This is a genomic window from Escherichia sp. E4702, assembly GCF_963883545.1.
Classification (GTDB): Bacteria; Pseudomonadota; Gammaproteobacteria; order Enterobacterales; family Enterobacteriaceae; genus Escherichia.
Genome location: NZ_CAWORF010000017.1, coordinates 210,726 through 232,139, shown reverse-complemented (window position 1 = coordinate 232,139; position 21,414 = coordinate 210,726). Strand labels below are relative to the sequence as shown.

Sequence of the window (21,414 nt, the reverse complement as noted above, 5' to 3'; positions counted from 1 at the left end):
TGACGTAAGCATTTCTTGCGTCCTGTTCATAGAAACGAGGGCCTGCACATGGGAATTATTGCCTGGATTATTTTTGGCCTGATAGCCGGCATTATCGCCAAGCTAATCATGCCGGGGCGTGATGGTGGTGGATTTTTCCTGACCTGTATTCTCGGGATAGTCGGTGCGGTTGTCGGCGGCTGGCTGGCGACCATGTTTGGCATTGGCGGCTCCATCAGCGGTTTTAATTTGCACAGCTTCCTGGTGGCGGTGGTGGGAGCTATTCTCGTTCTGGGCGTATTCCGCCTCCTGCGAAGAGAATAAGATTTTCATAAGGCGGATAGCGATACAGATGCCGCTATCCGCTTTCACATCAGAACGTATACTCGACACCTGCCCAGAAATTGCGACCTTCTTCAATAAACCCTTCACTGTAGGCATATTGGGTATCAAACAGGTTATTGACCGACGCATTGACGCTGAAACCATGACCTAAGGCGTAATCAGCTCGAATGTGGGTCACCGCAAAACCGGCGGCTTTTTGTGAACCGTCACTGTTGCTGTAGCTGGAGGAACGCGCCTCTTCCGACAGTGTTACGCTTAACGGCTCCCACGGTTTGAGAGTCATCCATGCGGTCATGGTCTGCGTTGGCAGATCGGTTATCTTGCCGATGTCTTTGCGTTTAGCGTCAGCGTGGATCAGGGCGTAGCTCAATCCTACATCCAGTATATTGCTGATTTTCCCCTTAATACCGGCATCCAGACCGCTGTAATCCACCGTGCCGCTGTTCTGGTTTTGAATGGTATCGGCATCGATATTGTGCGAGAGGATGGCATCACTCACCCGGTTATAGTAAACGCTGACCTCAAATCCCCAGTCGCGCGTGAAGGCACCATTCCAGGTTAAATCTACCCCGCGCGCGCGTTCCGGTTTGAGCTGTGGGTTAACAATCGCTATCTGGTTATACGCTGGTTTGGATGTGGTATAGCGTTCTTTCAGCGTCGGAAAGCGAGTGCGGTCATAGTACGAAAGTGCCAGCGTGTCTTCATTGGCAAAGTGGTATTTCCCCATCACCTGCCAGTTAAAAGCTGACTGATTGTTGTCGTCATAATGGGTGATGCTGCCATCGTTCTCATGTTTTTTCGCTTCTACGCTATCGCGCCAGTCATAGCTGATTCCCGCCACGACATCGACATTATCGGCGGCAGCCCATTGATATTCACTGGCGAGCGACCAGGTGCGATCTTCATAGCGATCGTAAGCGGCGTGCGGCGCACCTTTTTCCCGGTGTACGTCATCTTTCCAGTTAACGGCAAACGACAGCAGATCGTTTTCACGCACATCGGCTGCCAGTTGTAACCCGGCACCGTCGCTGTAATCGGAATAATGGCTGTAGCTGCCTTTTTTATTTTTCAAATCAGCCAGCGAGTTGTACATCATCAGCGTATTTTCAAAGGTGTCGCGATACAGCCGACTTTTCAAAGTAAAACGCTCGTTTAGCTGGGTCGTTCCCTGATAGTAAAAACTTTCTTTGTCATACTCTGGCCACTGCCAGTAGCGTGATTTCTGACCACTGTTTCCGCTGTATGGCGGGTTATCTTTTTCACCATCCTGCTTAATGTAAGTCAGTGTGTATTCATCGTTTTCGCGTGGTGTAAAACCGAGCTTCACAATGCCGCGTTTATCATCAGCCGATGAGTTAATCATCTTGCCGTGTTTGCCTGCAATATCGTTATTCACACCATGCGGCAGGACGAGAAAATCCTGCTTTAGCTGGCTACCGCTGACTTGCAAATACCCCAGATCGCTGCTGGCGGCAAATGAAGCATGCATATCGTAGGCATTGTCCTGGCTACGGCTCCATCCCTGGCGATATCCCAGATTTGCTTCCAGAGGTTTCGTTGGCTTCTGGGTGGTGATATTAATGGCTCCGCCCATCTGATTAGGCCCCTGAAGCAGCGACGAATACCCTTTGGAAACTTCGACCGCGCCCAGATTGTTGGTCAGAATCCGTGCCAGATCGAGGTTGCCGTCATAGGGAACATAAATCGGCACACCGTCGAAATAGACCGGTACCTGACGGCTATCAAAACCACGAACTTTGACCTGTTCTTCGTTGCGGCTGCCTGACTTTTGCAGCACTACGCCAGGGACGACGCTTAATGCCTTAGCGACATTCTGTTTATCCAGGGCCTTCATGGTGGGTTGATCGAGAACGGTGGTCGTCGTCGATGATACGGGGCTGGACCATACGGTCAGCGTGTCGCTCTCCTGAGCGGCTACGGCCTGCTGGGTAAAGGCAAGTGATAATGCTGTGCAGAGATAACGTTTTTTGAGTCTCATAGAATAAATTCCGTTTAACAAAGAATTAAATAGAGGCTGCGGGTTGCAGACTGACTTTGATGTCAGCCGGTGTCGCGTAATAAGGCGCGGAAGTAATAAAAAGGCGAATGCCGCAGTCGAGGTAATTTTTGAGTGTCGTCAGATTAATTCCGCCGGTCAGAGCCAGCGTACAGTGGGGAGCCAGCGACGGCGCTATTTGCGCAATTTCAGTTGCCTGCTGCGGACTAAATTTGTCGAGCTGAAGTACGTCTGGTTGCGCGTGTAACGCGGCGATAGCCTCTTTCGGCGTGTCGGCTTCAACAACAATTTTCTTCTCGGGGGCGTGGCGACGTAACTGAGCGATTGCGCCCGACCAGTCCTGATTGTCAGCAAGAAAATGACGGTGGTTGGCGAACAATAATATGGTTTCCGCACATCCGGCACGGTGAATCAGCCCGCCAGCGGCAATGACAGCTTGTGTTGCCAGCAACCGGGTTCCAGGGATAGCTTTTCGGGTGCAGGCGATATTGCCGTCAGGATAACGTTCACGAAGCAACGCCAGCATTTGCGCGAGATAATCTGAGACGCCGCAACTCCACTCCAGTACGTTCTGGACCGCTTTCCATCCCTGATGAAGTGCTGCAGCGTCGCCGTGGGCATGGATCAGCCGCTGACCTGCATCCGCTTGTGAACCGTCGCTGACCGCGTCATCAATGGTTAACCCCAGCGTGGTTAACATCTTACACGCGAGAGAAACGCCGCTGACGCAGCCGCCCTGGCGGTGAAAAAACGCAATATAGCCAGGCTGGTGTCCAATATTTAATGCCCGCGTGGTCAGGTCACCGCCCTGGATATCTTCCAGAAGTAACGCATCGATTTGTGCCTGAGAAATGAAGATCATCGCAGTGCCTCCGGCGGCACGCTATCCCACCAGATGAGCGCCCAGTCGCGGCTGGCAGGGGCGAGGGCACGAGCATCTTGTTGTTGATACCAGCGATATAACCGTTCACGCTCATCGTCGTTAAGCGCGCCAAGACTCCAGCTGACATTCTGCTCAAAACGTTCCCAGGTGCTGTTATCCTGTTGGCAATTTTGTCCACGGATAAAATCGACGTGAGCATAAATTCCCATTTGATACAGGACGTTGAGCGCAAAGATATAGTTGGGTAATTCGATCACTTCCCGACCTGCCGCCCGCTGAATGGCCGGGGAGACGAACGAGGTACTGACCAGATGGGTGGTGTAGACGCGCAGCCGTGCCTGATTATTCAGTTTGCTCATTGCCTGGCGCATATCTGCCACCAGTGTGGATCGGGAAGCCACGGCAATATCGCAGCGTGGCAGGTCACTCCAGTCCTCTTCCCAGGCGCGCTGGATCCAGTGGACATTGTCAGCCTTCAGTGCGGCGGCGCGGCGGGCGGCAACGTTCAGCATCCCCTGACTGTAATCAACGCCATAAACCGTAGTGAGTTTGTCAGCCAGCGCCAGCGATACGGTACCTGGTCCGCAGCCCATATCGAATAAGGTCTGCGCGCCTTGCAGGTCAATTTTAGCGATCAGTTGTTGCAGGTAGCTGTCCGTTGGCGAGGCACAATTTTCAGCCATTTTCTCCGCCCGTTGGTCCCAGTGATCGGGCGTTTTTTCTGTGCGGTGAGCCAGTTTGAGTTGCTGCAGATAAAGGTCTGCAAAATCAATATCATCAATGAGCATGATTGTTCCTTAGCGGCTAATTGCAGAGAGGTGATGATGAATTTGGTCGGCAGAAACCCGATACAGGGCCGCCAGTTTGTTCGTTGTTAACTGTTCGGTCGGTAAGCCTTGTGTTACTCGTCCATCTGGCTCTACCTGGATAATGCTGTCGGCAATGGCGTTGGCATGGAGCGGATGGTGAGTCGACATTAACATTGTCATGCCGTTATTTTTTAGCTGCGCCAGCGTGTCCAGAAGTTGGATCTGATGACCGAAATCGAGGCTGGAGGCGGGCTCATCCAGTAACAACAAGCGCGGTTGTTGGACGAGTGCACGGGCGATTAAAGCCAGCTGGCGTTCACCGCCGCTAAGGGTATTCCAGCGTCTTGTCGCCAGATGCAAAATACCCAGCTTTTCCAGTTGTTCCGTTGCTTTCAGGCGTTCTTGCTTACCGGGAACGGAAAAAGCGCCCATGGTGGGGGCCAGGCCCATCAACACCATATCCAGCACACTGAAAGCAAAAATACCGTCGTGCGCCTGCGGCACCCAGGCAATTGCTTGCGCGCGCTGGCGATGGTTAAGTGTCTGAACAGGGATGCTATCCAGTAAGATCTCGCCCTTTAATAACGGAATAACGCCAAGAATGGAGCGCATGAGTGTGGTTTTGCCGCAACCATTGGCGCCAAGCAGACAACAAATTGTTCCTTGCGACAGGGCGAAGGAAACGTCACTTAGCACCGGATGGCGGGAGTAACCCAGAGACGCATGACGGACGGCAAGCAAAGTCACTGGCGACCTCCGCGTAACAACAAAAGCAGGAAAAACGGTGCGCCAACAAAAGCGGTCAGAATGCCGAGCGGGATTTCTGTTGTCCCAATGCTGCGCGCCAGCGTATCGGTAAGCAGGAGCAGAATCGCGCCAGTACACATTGCCATGGGCAACTGTTGCTGATGGTTATGACCGGTCAACAAGCGGGCAATGTGCGGAACGACCAGACCAACCCAACCAATAATGCCCGCTATTGCTACCGTGCTGGCGGTGATTAGTGTGGCGCAGACAATCAATCCTAATCGCAGACGCGCAACATTCAGCCCCAGCGAACGGGCTTCGTCATCAGAAAGCGTGAGTAAATTCATGCGCCAGCGGAGGAATAGCAGAGGAACGGTGCCAGCCAGAATGAGCGGTGCCGCGTAGTAAAGGTCGCGTAAGGTTACCGTAGACAGGCCACCGAGTAGCCAGAAGGTAATCGAGGGCAACTGGGTATAGGGATCGGCCAGCGTTTTAATTAGCGATATCCCCGCTCCACACAGCGTTCCTAACGCAATGCCGACCAGCACCAGCGTGAGCACCGGATCGTGACGAGTCACCCGACATGTAATCAGCCAGACGCCTGCGACCACCAGCAGACCGCCGCAAAATGCATAGAGTTGGATGTAAGCTATCGATAATCCCCACAGGATTGCAGCGCAGGCACCAAGTCCGGCACCGGCGGAGACGCCTAAAATATCCGGTGAAACTAAGGGATTACGAAACATCCCCTGATAGGTGGTTCCGGCGCCTGCCAGCGCAGCGCCCAGTAACAACGCCGCCAGAATGCGCGGCACGCGGATTTGCCAGAAGACAATTTGTTCCTGCACAGGAATATCTTCTTGACGAAGAATTAGCGCCAGCAGTTGCTGCATATCGAGATGATAAGCCCCATTTACGGCGGCAAAAGTGATACTGATAGCTGCCAGCAGCAGAATACATCCGTTCGCGGTTCTCATTAGCTCGCCACCATTTTTTGATAGTCGGCGTCACTTAATGGGCAATGCCAGAACAGTTGAGCGTAACGTTGCATATCGTTTTTAAACTGGCTGTTGACTGCGGGATCCAGCCAGGCGTGGAGTCTGCGCAATCCCAGAAGACGGTTGATTCCCGGCGGGGCATCCAGCCAGCCGAAAGGCAAGCCACTCAAAAACAGGATGCGATGTTCCGCAACGGCATTTACGCCCTGCCAGAGAGGATCGTTACGGATAAAGTTTGCAGTCACAGCATCCTGAACCAGAATAATATCCGGCTGCCAGCGCAGTAGATTTTCCATGGAAACCTGTGCCAGGCCGTGGCGATCGGCTATTTGCGCGACGTTGTGCAAACCTAATAATTCCGCCGCCTCGGTATGCAACGAACCCTGTAAGCCCGTTTCCAGCCCTCGGGGACCGCGCGCAGCATAAAAGCGGAGGTTAGCGGCGGGTGAGGTGGCGAATGCCTGAGCTTCACCAACGAAGCGGCTGGCGAGATTGGCTTGTTCTGCGGCGCGGTGCTCTTCGCCTAACGTTTTGCCAAGCGTTGTTAACTGTTCTGCCGATTGCTCCAGTTTCCCATTAAGCAATAACCAGGGTATTTGTGTCTGTTCGCTAACCTGCCGTGCCTGGGAGATCCAGGTTTCATCCGTATTGCCGCAATCAACGACCAAATCGGGCTGCAATGCCATAAGCCCTTCCATTGAAAGCGAACTGGCGCGTCCGGCGAGTCGTCCAAGTTTAGGTAAATGACGTATTGCCGGAGTTAATGGAATTGCCGCCTCGCGAGCAAAGTCAAAAGAAGAAAAACCGACCAGTTTTTCTGGCGCGACAGCCAGCAAAAGCAGATCGGCAGGCGCACCGGCACTGACAATACGCGTAATTTTTTTGGCTTCAGGAAGCGTCAATGAGGCCCAGAATTTAACTGATTGTGCAAAGGACGGCAGATGATGCAGGAACAAGGTAGACGCAAGAGCCTGCGTAAACATCCGTCTGGTTAGTGACATAAGTAATATCCTGACAATTAAAACCGCTATATATTTACATATATATCGATAAAGATCATGTTTGATGTCAAGATTTGTCTAAAGAAACAGAATGATCTGCTTATTTGCTAAACAACGCTTTGTTCAACAAGAAAATTGTCAGGGAGAATGCGTGAGTGGCGGAAAAATATAAATAGAAGAGTAATGATTAATAAATTGATAATGTAAAATTAATATCTTCTCTGATATAAGAAAATTAAGACATAGACCGTATAATAATCGATGTTTGGTTTTTCGTGGAAAAAAAGAGCAATGCCAATTTTATGCGCACAATGGCATTGCCCGATATACAGCAAAGTTAAGACGTAGGTTCCGCCTCTTTTTGTTTAACCGGCGGTGTGGTTGATTTACTGGTCGGACGCGTTGCCGGAACGTTGTCACACGGTTGCTCTTTCGGGCAGATCAAATCGAGCATTTTCAGCGTGACGCCATTGGTCCAGCCAAAGCCATCCTGCAACGGGTATTCGCCACCGCCACCACCTGTTCCGGTGGTACTGACATCATATTTCTCGACCAGCTTCTTCTCCCGGTCATAAGTGTGCTGAACATTGGTCAGGAAGTGCCAGCTAATGTCCATCGCCACCTCGTTCTGCCCGTAGTTTTGCAACCCTTCTGTCGCCACCCATTGCAGCGGAGCCCAGCCATTTGGCGCATCCCATTGCTGTCCACTTTTCACCGATGTGGTGTTAAGTCCGCCTGGTTGCAACAGATGTGTTTTAGTGGCGGTAGCCATTTTGATCGCGCGATCTTTTGCTGCTGCATTGACATAAAGCGGGAACAGGGCGGCGGCAGTTAACTGATTGCGCACTTTATCGCTCTTCAGGTCGTAGTCGGCATACCAGCCATGTTGATCGTTCCACAGGTATTTTTCGATCCCTTTCTGACGGGCATCGGCGAGTGTTTCATATTGGCTGGCCATCGCGTTATCCCCGGCTGCTTTACTGGCGCGGGAGAGGATTTTCTCCATTTTATACATCAGACTATTGAGATCGACCGGTACGATGCTGGTGGTGCGTAACGTATTTAACTGCTGCGGGTTGTCCATCCAGCGTGAACTGAAATCCCAGCCAGACGCGGCGGCAGAACGCAGATCGCGGTAAATTTCAGTGGCAGGGCGGTTCGGATTACTTTTGGCGGTGGCAATATCTTCTACCCACGACTCCGGGCGTGGCGTATCGTGGTCATCCCAATAGCGGTTAAGAATAGTGCCATCCTTGAGTTTAACAACGCGCTTTTCCTGTTGTCCGGCCTGCAGGTTTTCAATACCGTCCATCCAGTACGCATACTCTTTTTGCAGTTGCGGCAGATATTGTTTCAACGCGTCGTCACCTTCATGTTGCGCGAGTAACTCTACCATCAAGGCAAAAAAGGGCGGCTGCGATCGGCTCAAATAATAGCTGCGGTTACCGTTTGGAATATGCCCATAAGTATCTATTTCATGACCAAAGTTTGCCACCATGTCCGCCACTTTATCCCAGTGACCGCTTTCGGCAAGCCCCAGCATGGTGAAGTAACTGTCCCAGTAATACACTTCGCGAAAACGACCTCCCGGCACGACATAGGGTTTCGGCAACGGCAACAGAGAATCCCATTGTTCGGTACTTTCGGTAGAACGGGTTAACACCGGCCAAAGTCCGTCAATGTGTTCGCGCAGTGACTGCCCCTTTGGAGGCACATATTTTTCTCCCTCTTTCGGCAGGGTGAAATTGACGTTAACGAAATGGCGCAGATCGAACCCGCTCTGATTCTGCTGCATCCGGTAGTCTGCGAGGATCATTAATGGATCGCTGTTAGGAATGGCATCGGCAAAAGTTTTTTGATCAGGAAAAAGTTTGGCGTTTTGCACATCGTTAAACAGAGGGCCTAACAAAATATCAGGCGATTGTGGCGTCACCGGTGTTTCTTCTGCCTGTGCAGATAGCGCGGTGGCACACAATAATACGGCAGCAGGTATTAACGCCACTTTCTGCGAGCGACGAGGGACAAGTGGTTTCATCAATCATTCTCCTTTGGCGATACCGAACAAAACGGTATTCAAGTATCAGAAAACCTTAGTTCAGGATCGCCGTAAGAGCATGATTGAAATCTTTTTCTGCGAACTGACAGACAAATCTAATTTAACACTGATGCCTGAAGCGTTGTGCTTTTACATCCAGCGTTAGCGTCTCTTCAGGTTGAATCGAATACAGCTTCTCTCCCTGCTGACAAATCCAGCCAATACCCAGTTCACGGGCAATTAGAGCGCTGTGGGATACCGGACTTCCGGCACTAAGGCAGATGCCCTTAACGACTGTCGGATCCAGTTGAAGTACCGTGGAGGGATAAATGTTCTCCGCCAGTAAAATGGTTGGCGCGCTAAATTGAGGGAGTTCTTCTTTTGTCTGTGTCAGGTGGAGCAGGGTGCGATGCAGAAGATCGTCCACATCAATATAGCGAGCCTGCAAATATTCATCATCAATCTGCTGGTATTGCTGGCTAAGTTCTTTAAGAACCTGCTGCCAGGCATACTCCGCCGTGCAATGTTCATGATGAAGGAGTTCGCTTGCCGCTACCCGCAGTTCAGGATCGTCTAATAGTGTATGGTGGCCGGAAAAAATTGCTGCGATATCGTCGCGCCCGCTTGCTTCTGCCTTTGCCGTTAACGTCATCAGATCTAACAACGTGAAGTCAATTGCCTGGCGTAACCGTTCCTGTTCTTCTTCCACGCTCAGTGATGATTTCGCCTGTACTGTGCATAAAACCGGTTGATAATAAAAGGCTTTTCCTGTGACAGGCGGAACTGGACGCAGAGTTGGCGGTGCTATCTCTTCCATTTCACCAAAGTTATCTTCAGCCAACTGGCGAAAAGCGACCAACGCCTCTTCAGCCTCTGGCCCTTTTGCAATCAGGCGCAGCGTATCGTTACAGCGGACTTGTAACAGCGCAATCTGGTTAATACTCTCCGGTGTTACGCACTTACCGTTTTTCTCCAACAACATGTCTGCATTAAATGTCGATAAGGTATAGACCAGTCGGGAGGCTGGACGGACGTGGAGTCCGTTACGGTTTTTGATCACCACTGCCAGAGAACGGGCTTCTTCATCGTGCGAGGGGCATATGTCGGAGATTACAGTGGCGGATGATGGTAAACCCAGTTGTTCTCGTTTGGCTTCCAGCGCATGCATGGCGTCATGGATGACTTTGTCGATATCCGCCCCCGAGGCTGCGCTGACGGCGGCCGCTAACGTTCCTTCGACCAACGGTGCAGCGCACAAACGTACTCTCGCGGCGATCTCTGGCGCCAGCAATTCCAGTGCGGTTTCTGCACTCAATAACGCACTCCCCATATCCATCATGACCAACACATGGTCGGCATCGGCAACGGATTCGATGGCTTCCATCACTTTGACGGCATCTGTACCGATGGGATTCTGTGGATCGTCAATTCCTGCGGCAATGGCGATTTTACAACTATCGCCCATTAACATCTGGCGAGCTAATTCACCGACACCTTCTCCCAGTCGGGCGCTATGTGAAACTATGACCAGGTTTACCATCACCAATTCCTTACTCTTTTGCGGCTAACGCCAACATTTGCATCATAAACATCACGGAGGTTGCACCAGGATCCTGGTGACCAATACTGCGTTCACCGAGATAACTGGCGCGGCCTTTGCGGGCTTGCATCGTAATCGTGCTTTGTGCGGCGGATTCCGCGACGCTACTGGCGGCTTCGAGCGCCGCCGGAACAGAAAGGTTTTGCTCACTGGACTGGCGTAACGACTCAACCACTGGCCCCCAGACATCGCACATGGTTTTATCGCCTGGTTCTGCTTTCCCCCGACTGATTACGCCGTCTGCGCCATCACGGAACATCTGATAAAGCTCTATCAACGTCAGGCTTTGACGTGCCTGAGTTGCCTGTGCCGCACGGATAAAGAACGTACCGAACAGTGGGCCGCTGGCACCGCCGACGCTGGAAAGCAACGTCATGCCGGTATTCTTGAGAATGAAACCGATGTCTTTATCCGCGATGGCAGGGAGTTTTTCCACCACTTTGCTAAAGCCACGATTCATATTCAGCCCGTGGTCAGCGTCACCGATTTCACGATCCAGCCCGGTAAGATAATCGCTCTCTTTGCTGAAAATTTCTCCACAGCGAGTGAGCCAGGTAACAATTTGAGTTCTGCTCAGTGACATGGTTATCTCCTTATTTACCCCAGTTAAGCGCCGGGGTGTGGACCGGGGCGTCCCATAACGCCAGCGTTTCGTCATCAACTTTCAGTAAGGTGATGGAAAAACCGGTCATGTCCAGTGAGGTGCAATATGCGCCGATTAAATTACGCTCGATAGTCAAGCCAGCTTGCTGGCAACGCGTGGTCAGGCGGTTATAGACGCCATACAGTTCAGAAAGCGGTGTCGCGCCAAGATTGTTGACCAGCGCAATCACTCGATCGCCAGACTGAAGCGGTTGTTTAGTTTGCGTCTCTTCCTGCCAGCTACCTTGTCTATAATCCCAGAAGCGCAGCGTGCGGTGGTATGTGCCATTTTCCAGCAGCGTGTCGAACATTTCATCGACAGTTTGATCAAGAGAGGAGAAGGGGCGGCGGTCAATACCCGGCTCACCATGAATGCCGACACCAAATTCCATTTCATTATCTGCCAGCGTAAAAGAAGGTTTGCCTGCAGCAGGGACGGTACAGGCACCGAGGGCGATACCAATAGAGTGGCCCTGATTGTTCAACTTACGCCCCAGTTGTGCACAAGCCTCCAGCGAGTCGCCGCGTTCTGCCGCTGCGCCAACAATTTTTTCAATTAATACTGTATTGGCAACGCCGCGCCGCCCGGCGGTATAAAGACTGTCTTTTACTGCAACGTCGTCATCAATGACCACGGTGGTCACTTTTACGCCGCTATCGTGCAGTAATTCGGTCGCTGTTTCGAAGTTAAGAATATCGCCGGTATAATTTTTGATAATCAGCAGTACACCTTCGCCACCATCGATTTGCATGGCACATTCAAAAATTTTATCGGGCGTCGGTGAGGTGAAAATTTCGCCCGGACACGCCCCCGAGAGCATACCCTGGCCAATATAACCACAGTGCATTGGTTCGTGTCCGCTGCCGCCGCCCGACAATAACGCCACTTTTCCTGCAATTGGCGCATCGGCTCGGGTGACATACACCGGATCCTGATGCAGTGCCAGCGAAGGATACGCTTTCGCCAGTCCCGCCAGTTGTTCGTTCAGTACGTCTTGCACATCATTGATCAATTTTTTCATTATTTTGCTCCAGCAATTAGGGTAGGGCATGGATGATGTTCAACGACACGGCGACCACTGACTGCCGGTAAATCCATTGTGCATCAGGCGGGAGAAAAGAAAATTAACCCAAATTATGTTTCATAATGAAACATATGCTTTAATAAATGTTCCATAACGGAACCATGCCGAATCTGGATAAGTAAATTTGCGATGCGGAACACCTTTTTGTCATAAGGGCAGCAAATATGAATGACGGTTTTTACAACCAGCAACAGAGCGTATCACCCTTGATAGCAGCATCCTGGGAGCGATGCCGCAAGCTGATGAAACGGGAGTCATGGAGCGTACCGCATCAGGCTCGGGGCGTGACATTTGCTTCTATCTATCGGCGTAAGGAAGCGATGCTGGCACTCGGGCAAGCGGCACTGGAAGATGCCTGGGAATATATGGAATCGCGGGCGTGTGGACTGTTCATCCTTGATGAAACCGCCTGCATCCTTAGTCGTTATGGTGATCCGCAAACGCTGCACCAGCTTAGTGTCCTGGGATTCAATGACGGCACGTATTGCGCAGAGGGAATTATTGGTACTTGTGCGCTATCGTTAGCGGCTATCTCCGGTCAGGCAGTGAAAACGATGGCCGATCAACATTTCAAGCAGGCGCTGTGGGATTGGGCATTTTGTGCAACGCCACTGTTTGACAGCAAGGGCCGATTAACGGGAACGATAGCGCTGGCGTGTCCGGTTGAGCAAACCACCGCAGCGATTTGCCGTTGACGCTGGCAATTGCGCGCGAGGTAGGAAATTTACTGCTGACAGACAGTTTACTGGCTGAAACAAATCGGCATTTAAATCAGCTTAACGCCTTGCTGGAAAGTATGGACGATGGCGTGATTAGCTGGGATGAGCAGGGTAATTTGCAATTTATCAATGCCCAGGCGGCGCGTGTTTTGTGTCTGGACGCGACGGCAAGTCAGGGAAGGGCGATCACTGAGCTATTAACGCTACCAACCGTATTGCAACAGGCAATAAAGCAAGCTCATCCCCTCAAACATGTGGAAGCGACTTTTGAAAGTCAGCACCAGTTTATTGATGCGGTCATTACCCTTAAACCGATAATTGAAACGCAAGGGACCAGCTTTATTCTGTTGCTCCATCCGGTAGAACAGATGCGGCAGTTGATGACCAGTCAATTAGGAAAAGTCAGCCATACCTTCGCTCATATGCCACAGGACGATCCGCAAACCCGCCGGTTGATCCATTTTGGCCGCCAGGCGGCGCGCAGCAGTTTCCCGGTGCTACTCTGTGGAGAAGAAGGCGTTGGCAAAGCACTGTTAAGCCAGGCCATTCACAATGAAAGCGAGCGTGCGGCGGGTCCCTATATCGCGGTTAATTGCGAGTTATATGGCGATGCGGCGCTGGCGGAAGAATTTATTGGTGGCGATCGAACGGAGAATGAAAATGGTCGTCTGAGTCGGCTGGAACTGGCACATGGTGGCACGTTGTTCCTTGAAAAGATTGAATATCTGGCGGCAGAGTTACAGTCTGCGTTGCTCCAGGTTATCAAACAAGGCGTCATCACAAGACTGGATGCGCGGCGTTTAATACCTATTGATGTCAAAGTGATTGCCACTACAACAGCGGATCTGGCGATGCTGGTGGAGCAAAATCGCTTTAGTCGTCAGCTTTATTACGCGCTTCATGCATTTGAAATTACCATCCCGCCTTTGCGGATGCGGCGCGACAGTATTCCGGCGCTGGTGAATAACAAATTGCGCAGTCTTGAAAAACGCTTCTCTACGCGTCTGAAAATTGATGACGATGCGCTTACTCGCCTGGTTTCTTGCGCATGGCCCGGCAATGATTTTGAACTTTACAGCGTCATCGAGAATCTTGCGCTGAGTAGCGAAAACGGACGCATTCGTGTCAGTGATTTGCCGGAACACCTGTTTACTGAACAGGCGACAGATGATGCCAGCGCTACACGCCTTTCTACCAGTCTGTCATTCGCGGAGGTTGAAAAAGAGGCGATTATTAACGCGGCCCAGGTGACTGGTGGACGTATTCAGGAAATGTCGGTTTTACTCGGGATAGGTCGCACTACGCTGTGGCGAAAAATGAAGCAATACGGCATTGATGCAAGTCAGTTTAAGCGTCGTGGATAGCGGGAAAGTAGGCACTCTCCCGCGTATGACTTGCTAATTAATAGCGACCATGACTGCCATGATTTGGCCCACCATTTGAAGGTGGCATTGGCTTACCGGAAGCCGCAGGACCACGCGGGCCATCGTTGTGGCGGTGATGATGGTGAGGAACACAAGCACTTAACAGGCTTGCGAAGACAATTGCTAACAGACTGAAGGTAAATGTTTTTTTCATGACAAACTCTTGAACGGTTAATGCACTGTGATTGTTATCACATAAAAGCCGCATTGTTAATATTGCCAGGAGTCTGATTATGAGTTTCGGTAACTCAGAATTGAAAGAAGCAGCGTAGCAGGCGTAAAAAAGCCATTATGTGCGACTCACATAATGGCTCGTGATTAACCGCCAGGATATTACGCGGAATTAGACGTTGAACAGGAAGTTCATCACATCGCCATCTTTAACGATGTAGTCTTTACCTTCTGCACGCATTTTGCCCGCTTCTTTCGCACCTTGTTCACCTTTGTAAGTGATGAAATCTTCAAACGAGATGGTTTGTGCGCGGATAAAGCCTTTTTCAAAATCGGTGTGGATTTTGCCAGCAGCCTGTGGCGCAGTTGCACCAACCGGAATGGTCCATGCGCGCACTTCTTTCACCCCAGCGGTGAAGTAAGTTTGCAGGTTCAGCAGTTTATAACCTGCACGGATCACACGGTTCAGGCCCGGTTCTTCCAGTCCCAGTTCCTGCATAAACTCGTCACGTTCTTCGTCATCCAGTTCTGCAATGTCTGCTTCAACAGCAGCACAAACCGGAACCACGATAGAACCTTCTTTCGCCGCAATTTCACGCACCTGGTCAAGATACGGGTTGTTTTCAAAACCGTCTTCGTTGACGTTGGCGATGTACATCGTTGGTTTCAGCGTCAGGAAGCTCAGGTAACGAATCGCCGCTTTCTCTTCAGCGCTTAAATCCAGCGCGCGCAGCATGCCTGCGTTTTCCAGCTGTGGCAGGCATTTTTCCAGTACTGCCAGCTCGGCTTTCGCGTCTTTATCGCCACCTTTGGCTTTCTTCTGTACGCGGTGAATCGCACGTTCGCAGGTGTCGAGATCCGCCAGCGCCAGTTCGGTGTTGATAACTTCAATATCGTCCGCCGGGTTAACTTTGCCGGAAACGTGAATGATATTGTCATTCTCAAAGCAGCGAACAACGTGGCCGATCGCTTCGGTTTCACGAATGTTAGTCAGGAACTGGTTACCCAAACCTTCACCTTTCGACGCGCCTTTTACCAGACCGGCGATATCGACAAATTCCATGGTCGTGGGAAGCGTACGCTGCGGTTTTACGATTTCAGCCAGTTGATCCAGGCGAGGGTCAGGCATTGGTACGACGCCTGTGTTCGGCTCGATGGTACAGAATGGAAAGTTGGCCGCTTCAATACCGGCTTTGGTCAGCGCGTTGAACAGGGTAGATTTCCCGACGTTGGGCAAACCGACGATACCGCATTTGAATCCCATGATTTAAATCACCTTAATATCTTAATAATCAACCTGTTATCACAAACAGATTGCAGAAATGGAAATAACTTTGCCTATTATACACGGCACTCGGCAAAAATGCCGCAGACAACGACTTATTGCGCTTTAAAGGCGTGCAATCGGTTCGTTGCTTTGGTCAAACCATCTGTAAACCACATTTCAGTACAACGCGCCGCTTCGTCGATGGCTTCATCAATTAACTTCTGTTCACTAACAGGTGGTTTGCCTAACACAAACCCGACAACTTTGTTTTTATCGCCCGGATGACCGATTCCGATGCGTAAACGGTGAAAGTTAGGGTTATTACCCAATTTACTGATGATGTCTTTCAGTCCATTGTGACCACCGTGGCCACCGCCCAATTTAAATTTGGCGACGCCCGGAGGCAGATCCAGTTCGTCGTGAGCCACCAGAATTTCGTCCGGATTAATGCGGAAAAAACTGGCCATCGCTGCGACGGCTTTGCCGCTGAGATTCATAAATGTAGTCGGGACTAACAGGCGGACATCTTCGCCTCCGAGGGTAACTCGCGAGGTATAACCAAAGAATTTAGCCTCTTCGCGCAGGGGAGCGCGTAAACGCTCCGCCAGTAAGTCAACGAACCAGGCGCCAGCATTATGTCGCGTTGCGGCGTATTCAGCGCCGGGGTTCGCCAGGCCGACAATCAATTTAATCGTCACGTTTTTTTGTCCTGAGTGAGTACATAACTGGCGCGTAGTTTACTGGTTGCGGCCCCGCTTGACAAAAAACAGCGTGTTAAACGCAGATAACATAATAATTGCCAGTGTCGACTATTAGAAAGTCAAGGTGTTCAGACGGTTATTTGTAAAGTTTTGTTGAAATAAGGGTTGTAATTGTGATCACGCCCGCACATAAGCCACAGGGTGTTGTCTATACTTTACACATAAGGAAGAGGGGTATTCCCTGTTACAACCCAGAAAGTTCCGGAGGTGACACATGAAACGCAAAAACGCTTCGTTACTCGGTAACGTGCTTATGGGGTTGGGTCTGGTAGTGATGGTGGTCGGCGTGGGGTATTCAATCCTCAACCAATTACCACAGTTTGATATGCCCCAGTATTTCGCACACGGTGCAGTGCTAAGTATTTTCGTCGGTGCCATTCTCTGGCTGGCGGGTGCCCGTGTTGGCGGGCATGAACAGGTGTGCGACCGTTACTGGTGGGTTCGCCACTATGACAAACGTTGCCGCCGTAGCGATAATCGCCGTCATAGCTAACAAATAATGCAGTTTGCTGACCAGTCAGTTTGCGCTGACTGGTCAATCTCGTACTTATAAATCCGCCATTGCTGCGCTGCGATTCGGGAAGAACGCCAGACGTCCCGGAATCGGTTGAATACCGGATCGGGCCATTGTACGCAGAGGCTGGAATTCCACGTTACACACGCGCAGTTCACACCCTTCAGGCAGGCGCTTCACAAAACGCTGGAACGCATCAAGACCACCAGCATCAAGCACCGGAACGGCATCCCACTTCAGAATAACAATCCGTTTTCCTTCCAGACGTGATTCCAGGTCGGTGAACAGACCTTCAGCCGCCGCGAAAAACAGCGGGCCAATAACACGCAAGACCAGCACATCATCAGGAACGTCTACTGCCACCGGCGCCAGACGAGTCATACGGGCGATACGGCGCATAAACAGCAACGATGCCAGAACAATCCCCACGCTGATGGCAATAACCATATCAAACAGCACGGTCAGTGACATACACAGCAGCATGACGATGATGTCATCTTTCGGCGCATGACGCAGCAAGTCGACCACTTTGTGCGCTTCACTCATGTTCCACGCCACCATCAACAGCAGGGCTGCCATAGCGGAAAGCGGCAGCCAGGAGAGCAGTGGTGCCAGTACCAGCAGGGCGAGAATAACCAGAATAGAGTGGATCACCGCCGAGATAGGGGAAGTTGCCCCGGCACGGACGTTAGCGGCAGAACGCGCGATGGCAGCAGTAGCGGTAATACCACCAAAGAATGGAGCGATGATATTCCCCAGCCCCTGACCGACCAGTTCACTATTCGCCTTGTGCTTAGTCCCGGTCATACCATCCAGTACCACGGCGCAGAGCAGAGATTCGATCGCCCCGAGCATTGCCATCGAGAATGCCGCAGGCAGCAGAGTGCGAATAGAATCCCAGGTTAGTGTGAATTCTGAATTAGGCAGATCCCACGGCAGCACCAGTTGCGGCAGCAGTTGCGGAATACCGTTACCCTGAGAACCATCGGCCAGAACGTAGTGGAATTGCGACCCGATGGTAGCAACATGTCCGCCAAGCAGGTTAACAATCCCCATCACCGCGCAACCAGCCAGCAAGGCCGGAAGGTGACCAGGTAAACGAATACCCAAACGTGGCCAGAAAATCAGAATGCCAAGCGTCACGATACCAATAGCAGCATCACCCACATTAATGGTCGGCAGCGCCATAAATAATGCGCCGACTTTTTGTAGATAATGTTCCGGGACATGAGCCATTTGCAGACCGAGAAAATCTTTAATCTGCATGGTACCGATGGTGATCCCGATACCCGAGGTAAAACCTAATGTGACGGAAACCGGAATATATTCAATCAGACGACCAAAGCGCGCCAGGCCCATCAGGATCAAAAAGATCCCCGACAACAACGTCGCAACCAGCAGGCCTGCCAGTCCAAACTGTTGCGAAACGGGATAGAGAATTACTACAAATGCTGCAGTCGGACCGGAAACGCTAAAGCGCGACCCACCCGTCAGAGCTATGACAATCCCCGCAACGGCAGCAGTATATAAACCGTATTGAGGAGCCACACCACTGCCAATTGCCAACGCCATCGCCAGAGGAATAGCAATAATCCCAACGGTTATCCCGGCAATCAGGTCACGGGTAAACCGTGCGGCAGTGTATTTTTCTTTCCAGCAAGCGTCGATCAGAGCGCGGAAAGGCATCACATGTGAGGAAAATATTTTGTTCACAATAATGTTTCATCCGTGAGCGCATCATCTGTCAACTAAATGGCAGGTGAAGGAGGCATAGGTCATACAAATGGATATTACAGACAAAAAAACCCGCCGCAGCGGGTCTTTGAGCCGGGTTCGATTAATGTTCGAACATGGCAGAGATCGATTCTTCGTTGCTGATACGACGAATCGCTTCGGCCAGCATACCTGACAGGGTCAGAGTACGCACGTTCGGCAGTGATTTGATTTCATCGCTCAGCGGAATGGTATCGCAGACAACGACTTCATCAATTACAGAGTTACGCAGGTTGTTCGCCGCGTTGCCAGAGAAGATCGGGTGAGTCGCGTACGCAAATACACGCTTAGCACCACGTTCTTTCAGAGCTTCAGCAGCTTTACACAGCGTACCGCCAGTGTCGATCATATCATCGACCAGTACGCAGTCACGACCTGCAACGTCACCGATGATATGCATCACCTGGGAAACGTTCGCACGCGGACGACGTTTGTCGATGATTGCCATATCGGTATCGTTCAGCAGCTTAGCGATAGCGCGGGCACGCACAACGCCGCCGATGTCCGGGGAAACCACAATCGGGTTATCCAGATTCAGCTGCAGCATGTCTTCCAGCAGGATCGGGCTACCAAATACGTTATCAACCGGAACGTCGAAGAAACCCTGAATCTGTTCAGCGTGCAGATCCACTGTCAGCACACGGTCAACACCGACGCTGGAGAGGAAGTCTGCAACCACTTTCGCAGTGATTGGTACACGAGCGGAACGGACGCGACGGTCCTGGCGCGCATAGCCAAAGTAGGGGATAACAGCGGTGATACGACCTGCGGAAGCACGACGCAGGGCATCAACCATCACGACTAATTCCATCAGGTTGTCGTTAGTAGGGGCACAAGTGGACTGGATGATGAAAATATCACCACCGCGTACATTTTCGTTAATTTGTACGCTGACTTCGCCGTCGCTAAAGCGACCTACAGCGGCGTCGCCGAGTGAAGTGTACAGGCGGTTGGCAATACGTTGTGCTAGTTCCGGGGTGGCGTTACCAGCAAAAAGCTTCATATCAGGCACGAGAAGAACCTCAGGCATGCGTCCATTGGTGGAAAGAATCTGCCGAAAACTGTGCGGGCCAGGCAATATTCTTTCCAGGCGGTGTATTAAAGAGCGCGATGCAACGTCTGGAACAAGGTGACGTTGTCACCGAAACTCAGCTTGCCCGGCTTAAAGCATGGCTCTGTGCAATGGGGAAAGATTAACACCTTTCGCCACAAAGCCATTGAGCCATTCCGGGGCTTGCTCTAGCACCTGGCGGGCTTCAGACTCTGTATCAAATTCAGCAAAGACACAGGCCCCTGTCCCAGTCAGGCGCGACGGGGCGTATTCTAACAGCCAGGAAAGCACCGCATCAACCTCGCGAAAACGTTTTCTTGCGATAACCTCGCAATCATTGCTGAATTCACATTTTAGCAACGTTTCTATTGACCTTTTCGCCGTGTTGCGCGGGAGTTCGGGATCTTTAAAAATCATTGGCGTAGGAATACTCACGCCAGGGTGCGCAACCAGATACCATTTCTCTGGTGGATTCACCGGCGTTAATATTTCACCGACCCCTTCGGCAAAAGCAGCATGACCACGGACAAAAACCGGAACATCTGCGCCCAGCGTCAGACCGATTTCTGCCAACTCATCAACACTCAGTCCGCATTGCCACAGATGATTTAAAGCTACCAGAACTGTTGCGGCATTGGATGAACCACCGCCCAGACCACCGCCCATAGGCAAACGCTTGTCAATGCTGATATCTGCCCCACTTCCTTTCGGAAGACGCCCACTGGCGGCGGCTGTTTTCATCAACAACCGTGCCGCGCGAACAATCAGGTTATCTTCGTGTTCCACACCTTCAACTGGCGTTAACAGGCGGATTTCCCCATCGTTGCGAAGTTCAATGCTGATAGTGTCGCCGTAATCCAGAAACTGAAACAGCGTTTGCAGCGTGTGGTAGCCGTCCGCACGCTGACCGGTAATGTATAAAAACAGATTAAGCTTTGCCGGAGAGGGCCACTGAGTCCGCATTATTTCACTATCCAGTTATCCATTTTTAACTTGATGCGTTGACCGCCTTCGGTGAGTTCCATGTTGGCAGGCATCGCAGGTTGCGTTTTGGTGTCATAACCGCCATATACCACTTTCCATTTTTTACCGTTCTGACTATAGGTAATTTCGCTCAGGCGGTACTGGTCGTCCAGTTTGTAGTCGGTTGCATCACCTGGCAAACCTAAAATCCACTGGCGCAAACTGTTGAGTGGAATAGGCATTCCGGTCAATTTGCCAATCATCTCTTCGGCGTCATCGGCGGTGTAACGCTGGCCTTTATTGTCCACTAACTGCACATTACCCGGCTGGGCATTCAACTCCAGTTCCGTGCTGCCCAATGGGTTAGTCAGCAGCAGACGGTAGCGATCCTGGCCAGTTTGCTGCCAGAAGAAACGGGCATACACTTTTTGTTGGTCAGAAATATAGGCAAACGCACCGCGTGTCTGATACTGATTAAGATTACGCACGTCTTGCTGATGCTGACGCCACTGTGGCGAGTCCGGGCTTTTGCCTGGACCTTTAGGCGTCGTAACGGAACAGGCCGTGAGCACGAGAGCAGCCAGCGGTAGCAGGCGGATAAAGCGAAAATCGGGCAGGGGCATAATAATG

General features: G+C 51.4%; 19 protein-coding genes and 1 pseudogene. 3 read left to right on the top strand and 17 right to left on the bottom strand.

Going from position 1 to position 21,414, the window contains the following annotated elements; genetic code table 11:
• Positions 1 to 48 precede the first annotated feature (48 nt).
• Positions 49 to 303 (top strand): GlsB/YeaQ/YmgE family stress response membrane protein, encoded by a 255-nt coding sequence (locus tag AACU94_RS10455; protein ID WP_000511315.1) that lies wholly within the window; start codon positions 49 to 51, stop codon positions 301 to 303.
• A gap of 49 nt (positions 304 to 352) precedes the next feature.
• Here the strand turns inward: AACU94_RS10455 and AACU94_RS10450 are convergent, their stop codons facing one another.
• The 10 genes from AACU94_RS10450 to dhaK all read right to left on the bottom strand — a co-directional run bounded on the left by AACU94_RS10450 (position 353) and on the right by dhaK (position 12,078).
• Positions 353 to 2,323, bottom strand: coding sequence for a TonB-dependent receptor plug domain-containing protein (locus tag AACU94_RS10450; RefSeq protein ID WP_135489399.1), 1,971 nt, complete (start codon positions 2,321 to 2,323; stop codon positions 353 to 355).
• 25 nt (positions 2,324 to 2,348) lie between these two features.
• Entirely contained in the window at positions 2,349 to 3,203 is an 855-nt protein-coding gene (gene modD / locus AACU94_RS10445; RefSeq protein ID WP_130222837.1) for a ModD protein, read from the bottom strand.
• Positions 3,200 to 4,012: a class I SAM-dependent methyltransferase gene (locus AACU94_RS10440; protein WP_130222835.1), complete on the bottom strand. Its 813-nt coding sequence runs from the start codon at positions 4,010 to 4,012 to the stop codon at positions 3,200 to 3,202. Before AACU94_RS10440 ends, modD begins: the two co-directional genes overlap by 4 nt.
• 9 nt (positions 4,013 to 4,021) lie before the next feature.
• A complete protein-coding gene (locus AACU94_RS10435; protein ID WP_130258892.1) occupies positions 4,022 to 4,780 on the bottom strand; it encodes an ABC transporter ATP-binding protein in 759 nt (252 codons plus the stop codon).
• Entirely contained in the window at positions 4,777 to 5,757 is a 981-nt protein-coding gene (locus AACU94_RS10430) for a FecCD family ABC transporter permease (RefSeq protein ID WP_135384646.1), read from the bottom strand. Before AACU94_RS10430 ends, AACU94_RS10435 begins: the two co-directional genes overlap by 4 nt.
• Complete coding sequence (locus AACU94_RS10425) at positions 5,757 to 6,779, bottom strand: iron ABC transporter substrate-binding protein (protein WP_130215981.1); 1,023 nt, start codon at positions 6,777 to 6,779, stop codon at positions 5,757 to 5,759. The genes AACU94_RS10430 and AACU94_RS10425 overlap by 1 nt, the downstream gene beginning before the upstream one ends.
• Positions 6,780 to 7,116: 337 nt before the next feature.
• Complete coding sequence (locus AACU94_RS10420) at positions 7,117 to 8,814, bottom strand: alpha,alpha-trehalase (RefSeq protein ID WP_135489398.1); 1,698 nt, start codon at positions 8,812 to 8,814, stop codon at positions 7,117 to 7,119.
• Between the two features lie 121 nt (positions 8,815 to 8,935).
• Positions 8,936 to 10,354, bottom strand: coding sequence for a dihydroxyacetone kinase phosphoryl donor subunit DhaM (gene dhaM / locus AACU94_RS10415; protein ID WP_135489397.1), 1,419 nt, complete (start codon positions 10,352 to 10,354; stop codon positions 8,936 to 8,938).
• Positions 10,355 to 10,364: 10 nt separating this feature from the next.
• The gene (dhaL, locus tag AACU94_RS10410) at positions 10,365 to 10,997 is read right to left on the bottom strand and encodes a dihydroxyacetone kinase subunit DhaL (protein WP_130205657.1); all 633 of its coding nucleotides are present in this window, start codon (positions 10,995 to 10,997) and stop codon (positions 10,365 to 10,367) included.
• Positions 10,998 to 11,007: 10 nt separating this feature from the next.
• A complete protein-coding gene (gene dhaK / locus AACU94_RS10405; RefSeq protein ID WP_130215987.1) occupies positions 11,008 to 12,078 on the bottom strand; it encodes a dihydroxyacetone kinase subunit DhaK in 1,071 nt (356 codons plus the stop codon).
• 227 nt (positions 12,079 to 12,305) lie between these two features.
• Between dhaK and dhaR the strand changes: the two are divergent.
• Positions 12,306 to 14,224: pseudogene (gene dhaR / locus AACU94_RS10400) on the top strand (dihydroxyacetone kinase operon transcriptional regulator DhaR).
• 37 nt (positions 14,225 to 14,261) lie between these two features.
• Here the strand turns inward: dhaR and AACU94_RS10395 are convergent.
• The 3 genes from AACU94_RS10395 to pth all read right to left on the bottom strand — a co-directional run bounded on the left by AACU94_RS10395 (position 14,262) and on the right by pth (position 16,420).
• On the bottom strand, positions 14,262 to 14,438 hold the full coding sequence (locus AACU94_RS10395; protein ID WP_165383448.1) for a hypothetical protein: 177 nt from the start codon (positions 14,436 to 14,438) through the stop codon (positions 14,262 to 14,264).
• A gap of 189 nt (positions 14,439 to 14,627) precedes the next feature.
• Positions 14,628 to 15,719, bottom strand: a complete 1,092-nt coding sequence (gene ychF / locus AACU94_RS10390; RefSeq protein WP_064528709.1) for a redox-regulated ATPase YchF — start codon at positions 15,717 to 15,719, stop codon at positions 14,628 to 14,630.
• A 116-nt stretch (positions 15,720 to 15,835) separates the two neighbouring features.
• Positions 15,836 to 16,420, bottom strand: coding sequence for an aminoacyl-tRNA hydrolase (gene pth / locus AACU94_RS10385; protein WP_000152933.1), 585 nt, complete (start codon positions 16,418 to 16,420; stop codon positions 15,836 to 15,838).
• Between the two features lie 277 nt (positions 16,421 to 16,697).
• Here pth and ychH point away from each other — a divergent pair, with 277 nt between their 5' ends.
• Positions 16,698 to 16,976 (top strand): stress-induced protein YchH, encoded by a 279-nt coding sequence (gene ychH, locus AACU94_RS10380; RefSeq protein WP_064528711.1) that lies wholly within the window; start codon positions 16,698 to 16,700, stop codon positions 16,974 to 16,976.
• Positions 16,977 to 17,030: 54 nt separating this feature from the next.
• Here the strand turns inward: ychH and dauA are convergent, their stop codons facing one another.
• The 4 genes from dauA to lolB all read right to left on the bottom strand — a co-directional run bounded on the left by dauA (position 17,031) and on the right by lolB (position 21,407).
• Positions 17,031 to 18,710, bottom strand: a complete 1,680-nt coding sequence (gene dauA / locus AACU94_RS10375) for a C4-dicarboxylic acid transporter DauA (RefSeq protein WP_130205665.1) — start codon at positions 18,708 to 18,710, stop codon at positions 17,031 to 17,033.
• Positions 18,711 to 18,834: 124 nt separating this feature from the next.
• Entirely contained in the window at positions 18,835 to 19,782 is a 948-nt protein-coding gene (gene prs, locus AACU94_RS10370) for a ribose-phosphate diphosphokinase (protein ID WP_001298109.1), read from the bottom strand.
• Positions 19,783 to 19,932: 150 nt separating this feature from the next.
• Positions 19,933 to 20,784, bottom strand: a complete 852-nt coding sequence (ispE, locus tag AACU94_RS10365; protein ID WP_135489396.1) for a 4-(cytidine 5'-diphospho)-2-C-methyl-D-erythritol kinase — start codon at positions 20,782 to 20,784, stop codon at positions 19,933 to 19,935.
• Complete coding sequence (gene lolB, locus AACU94_RS10360; protein WP_130205669.1) at positions 20,784 to 21,407, bottom strand: lipoprotein insertase outer membrane protein LolB; 624 nt, start codon at positions 21,405 to 21,407, stop codon at positions 20,784 to 20,786. The genes ispE and lolB overlap by 1 nt, the downstream gene beginning before the upstream one ends.
• Positions 21,408 to 21,414: the final 7 nt, after the last annotated feature.

What these genes read in the sequence shown, in the direction of transcription:
- AACU94_RS10455 (WP_000511315.1), top strand. Translation starts at nt 49, where the DNA reads ATGGGAATTATTGCCTGGATTATTTTTGGCCTGATAGCCGGCATTATC.
- AACU94_RS10450 (WP_135489399.1), bottom strand. Translation starts at nt 2,323, where the DNA reads ATGAGACTCAAAAAACGTTATCTCTGCACAGCATTATCACTTGCCTTT.
- modD (WP_130222837.1), bottom strand. Translation starts at nt 3,203, where the DNA reads ATGATCTTCATTTCTCAGGCACAAATCGATGCGTTACTTCTGGAAGAT.
- AACU94_RS10440 (WP_130222835.1), bottom strand. Translation starts at nt 4,012, where the DNA reads ATGCTCATTGATGATATTGATTTTGCAGACCTTTATCTGCAGCAACTC.
- AACU94_RS10430 (WP_135384646.1), bottom strand. Translation starts at nt 5,757, where the DNA reads ATGAGAACCGCGAACGGATGTATTCTGCTGCTGGCAGCTATCAGTATC.
- AACU94_RS10425 (WP_130215981.1), bottom strand. Translation starts at nt 6,779, where the DNA reads ATGTCACTAACCAGACGGATGTTTACGCAGGCTCTTGCGTCTACCTTG.
- AACU94_RS10420 (WP_135489398.1), bottom strand. Translation starts at nt 8,814, where the DNA reads ATGAAACCACTTGTCCCTCGTCGCTCGCAGAAAGTGGCGTTAATACCT.
- dhaM (WP_135489397.1), bottom strand. Translation starts at nt 10,354, where the DNA reads ATGGTAAACCTGGTCATAGTTTCACATAGCGCCCGACTGGGAGAAGGT.
- dhaL (WP_130205657.1), bottom strand. Translation starts at nt 10,997, where the DNA reads ATGTCACTGAGCAGAACTCAAATTGTTACCTGGCTCACTCGCTGTGGA.
- dhaK (WP_130215987.1), bottom strand. Translation starts at nt 12,078, where the DNA reads ATGAAAAAATTGATCAATGATGTGCAAGACGTACTGAACGAACAACTG.
- AACU94_RS10395 (WP_165383448.1), bottom strand. Translation starts at nt 14,438, where the DNA reads ATGAAAAAAACATTTACCTTCAGTCTGTTAGCAATTGTCTTCGCAAGC.
- ychF (WP_064528709.1), bottom strand. Translation starts at nt 15,719, where the DNA reads ATGGGATTCAAATGCGGTATCGTCGGTTTGCCCAACGTCGGGAAATCT.
- ychH (WP_064528711.1), top strand. Translation starts at nt 16,698, where the DNA reads ATGAAACGCAAAAACGCTTCGTTACTCGGTAACGTGCTTATGGGGTTG.
- ispE (WP_135489396.1), bottom strand. Translation starts at nt 20,784, where the DNA reads ATGCGGACTCAGTGGCCCTCTCCGGCAAAGCTTAATCTGTTTTTATAC.
- lolB (WP_130205669.1), bottom strand. Translation starts at nt 21,407, where the DNA reads ATGCCCCTGCCCGATTTTCGCTTTATCCGCCTGCTACCGCTGGCTGCT.